2 protein-coding genes are annotated in these 4,180 nt (G+C 68.9%); both read left to right on the top strand.

What is annotated here, in order from left to right; all coding sequences use genetic code 11:
• Nucleotides 1–3,172, top strand: a 3,172-nt coding sequence (locus FJ251_14135) for a hypothetical protein (protein MBM4118843.1), incomplete at its 5' end; no start/stop codon positions are given.
• Between the two features lie 159 nt (nt 3,173–3,331).
• A partial coding sequence (locus FJ251_14130; GenBank protein MBM4118842.1) for a hypothetical protein occupies nt 3,332–4,180 on the top strand: 849 nt, incomplete at its 3' end.

Raw genomic sequence — 4,180 nt, 5'->3', positions numbered from 1 at the left:
GGTGCCGACCTGGACCGAGGGCGGCAACGTCACCGATCGCCCCTACTGCGCGATCGAGGGCAACGACCTCATGCCGGACATCTACTACGGCCGCTTGAGCGCGACGAACCCGAGCATGCTCCAGAACATCCTGGCCAAGACGCTCGAGTACGACCAGTTCGCGATGCCCGATCCGAGCTACCTCGAAGAGGTCGTGATGATCGCGGGCATGGATGGCTCCTTCGGCGCCGTCTGGGCGAACGGTCAGATCAACTACGGGACGACCTACTACTTCAACCCCGCGCACAACATCTACAGCCACACCTATCTCTACCCGGCCTCGGGGAGCGCGGACGCTCAGATCGTGCAGAACGTGAGCGACGGCGTCAGCTACGTGAACTACACCGCCCATGGCAGCACGACGAGCTGGTCCGATCCCACCTTCACGCAGAGCAACATCAATGGTCTGCAGAACTTCGGGAAGTACTGCCTGGCCGTCGGCAACTGCTGCTTGACGAGCAGCTACGAGGTGGCCGAGTGCTTCGCCGAGACCTGGCTGCGCGTCGCCGGCAAGGGCGCCATCGGCTACATCGGCGGCAGCGACTCCACCTACTGGGACGAGGATTACTGGTGGGGGGTCGGCAGCGGCAGCATCGTCGTCAACCCGACCTGGGAGACCCACGGCATGGGCGCCGACGACGGCCTCTTCCACGACCACGGCGAGGCGATGACGCAGTGGTACGTCACCAACGACGCCCTCATCTTCTGCGGCAACCTGGCGGTGACCGAGGCCGGCTCCAGCCTGACGAGCTACTACTGGACCATCTACAACCTGATGGGCGACCCGAGCCTCTCCACCTGGATCGGCGTGCCGCAGACCAATCCGGTCAGCCACCCGAGCACGCTCTTCACGACGAGCACGAGCTTCACCGTGAGCGCGGCGCCCGGCAGCTACTGCGGCTTCAATCAGAACGGCGTCCTCCTCGGCGCCGGCACCGTGGGCGCGACGGGTACGCTCGAACTGCCGATCTGGGAAGTGATGACGCCCGGTCCCGCCGAGCTGATCGTGATGGCCCAGAACAAGGTGCCCCATGTCGCGGCGATCACCGTGATCATCCCGGCCACGATCGTCTTCAATCCGACGGCGATCAATGCCCAGGTGCCCACGACCGTGACCATCGGCGTCTTCGAGGCCGACGGCGTCACGCCCAAGCCCGGCATCGAGGTCTGGGCCGAGGGCGTCGGCTATGCGACGGACCAGGCGACGACGGGCGCGGGCGGCACCTGCCAGCTCCTGATCGACTACCCCTACGGGCCGAGCATCGACATCTGCGGGCAGGATCCGGCCGATCCCTGGCTGCTCTTCCGCGAGCCGCTCAGCGTGATCGCCCTGCCCCAGTTGGGCATCGGCCTGCGGGTGACCACCGACATCGGGCTCACGGGCAGCTTCGCGCTCAACCTGCCGGGCACGCTCCAGGCCTACAAGCAGTTCGGCGGCGCGCTGCCGGCGCACGAGCTCTGGGCCTACGTCAACGACGAACCCGGCCTGATGACGACCGCCGATGCCTTGACCCTGACGCCGACCGCGCTCGGCAGCGTGCGCGGCGTCTATGCCCAGGCCGGCTACGATCTCGTCGAAGCCAGCTTCCCGATCATCGAGGCCTACGGCACGCTGACGGGCCACGTCGACGCGGCCGGCAGCCCGGCGGCCGGCGCGGTGGTGCAGGGCTGGGACGCCGCGAACGCGCTGGCCTTCTCCGCGGTCTGCAACGGGAGCGGCAACTACGACGTCGGCGAGGACATCCTGGTTGCCACCTACACGCTGACCGTGGACTACTTCGGCTACCTGCCCTACAGCGAGAGCTACTTCCTGAACTACGGCGCGAACGTGCACGACATCGACCTCGTCGCGGCGCCCAGCGGCGTCCTCACCGGCACGATTCGCGAAGCGGGCACGAACCAGCCGCTCGCGGCGACGATCTCGATCTACCGTTCGGACACGGGCGCGCTCTACAACGAGGTCACCAGCGCACCCGGCACCGGCCTCTACACGAGCGGCCCGCTGCCCTACTTCAACTGGAGCGTGACCGTGCGCAGCGCGGGCCACATCGCCCAGACGCGCATGGAGACCGTCGACGCCCCGGTGGTGACGGCCAACTTCACGCTCGAGGAGACGGTCGGCAACATCCTGCTCATCAACGACGGCGCCAAGAGCGCGTGGCAGGCGGCCAAGCTCGACGCGGCCGGCAACCTGATCGAGCCGGGCTACTTCGCCGAGTCCAAGTCGATCGCGACGATCCAGGGCGACCTGGAGGACCTCGGCTACACCGTGGTCGTCGAGACGCTGACCAGCAACCCGAGCACCTGGGGCAACTACGACCTGCTGATCACCGCCAGCGGGCGCAATACGGACACCTTCGCCAACGCCGGCTTCCGCACCGCGCTGCAGAGCTACGTGCAGGGCGGCGGCAGGCTGCTCGTCGAGGGCGGCGAGGTCGGCTACGACTGGGATACCGCCAACAGCGCCTGGGCCCAGGCCGTGCTGCGGGTGGCGAACTGGACACACGACGAGAGCGGAAGCGTCACCGTCGTCCCGCCCGCGCATCCGGTGATGAGCACGCCGAACGCGATCGTGGGGCCGATCAGCGTCGCCTACTCCAGCTACGGCGATCAGGACGCGCTGACCCCGACGGCGAACGCCCAGCGCATCGGTGCCTGGACCAGCTGGCCGTCGGACGCCAGCGTGATCGTGCAGGACCTGGACGCGACGCCCGAGGACGGCGACTACGTGATGTTCGCCTGGTGCTACGAGTCGATGGACGCGGTCAAGCGCGTGCTGCTGCTCGAGAACGCGCTGCACTGGCTGATCGGCGGCACGGTCACCGCGGTCGACGACACGCCGGGCGCGCTGCCCAGCGGCCTCGTGCTGCGTGGCAACCACCCGAACCCCTTCAACCCGAAGACGGACGTCCGCTTCGCCCTGCCCAGGGCGGCGACGGTGGACCTGGCCGTCTACGACGTGAAGGGCCGCCGCCTGGCAACTCTCGTCAATGGGCCTCTGGGCGCGGGCGACCACACCGCGACCTGGCTGGGCACCGACGACGCCGGCGTTCTGCAGTCGAGCGGCGTGTACTTCTTCCGCCTGCGTGCGGACGGCACGGCGCTGACGCACAAGGCACTGCTCCTCAAGTGAGCTCGCTTGCATCCTCTCGCGCGCGAGAGCGCGCGCGCGACCCGGATGCAAGCTCGCTCGAGTGCATCGGAAGGCCCTGCATGGAAGTGCAGGGCCTTCGCGTTTCCTGAAGTGCTATACTTGGGGGGCGCGGCGGGGGCCGCGCGAAGGGGGGACGCTATGCGTGACTTCATCGCTCTCGCACTGCTGCTGACCCTGCCGGCCGCCGCCCTGGCCGCCTGGTCCAGCGATCCGCAGGTCAACTTCGCGATCGCGGACCGCGCGGGGGAGCAGACGGTGCCGAAGATCGCCGCCCGCGCCGACGGCGGCTGCTACATCGCCTGGTACGACCAGGCCTCCGGCAACTACGACGTCTACTTGCAGCGGCTCGACGCTGCGGGCAACGAGGCCTGGCCCCACAACGGCATCCTCGTCAGCAGCCATCCCCAAGATTCCTGGCTCACGGACTGGGATCTCATCGCCGATAGCGCGGGCAACGCCGTTCTCGTCTTCCCCGACATCCGCGCCGGCGGCGACTGGGACCTCTACGCCTATCGCGTCTCGCCCGCGGGCGACCTGCTCTGGGGCGCCGACGGCGTGACGATCAACAACGACGCCGACTTCGACCCGACGCCGCGCCTGACCGAGACTGCCGACGGCGACTTCGTCGTCGTCTGGGGCAAGACGCCGGTGGCCGGCGACGGCAAGATCATGATGCAGCGCCTGGCGCCGAACGGCGCGCTGCGCTTCCCGCTGGGCGGCCTCGCCGTCGCCGGCGCCGCCGGCGAGGACCCGGGCTTCCCGGCCCCCGTGCCCTCGGGCGCGGACGGCGTCATCGTCTGCTGGGTGCGCGACATGGGCAGCTACATGTCGCCGCGCCACCTCCACGCCGAGCGCTTCGACGCGGCGGGCGCCTCGACCTGGGGCGCACCGGTCGTCGTCTACAACGAGACCTCGCTGCCGATCGCCTATCCGCCGGAGATCCTTCCCGACGGCGCGGGCGGCGCCGTACTGCTCTGGCATCGCTAC

The sequence above is a fragment of the bacterium genome (genome assembly GCA_016873475.1).
In the GTDB taxonomy this organism is placed as follows: domain Bacteria; phylum Krumholzibacteriota; class Krumholzibacteriia; order JACNKJ01; family JACNKJ01; genus VGXI01.
Note: the sequence above shows the minus strand (reverse complement) of the source record. Positions and strands in the feature narration are given on the sequence as shown.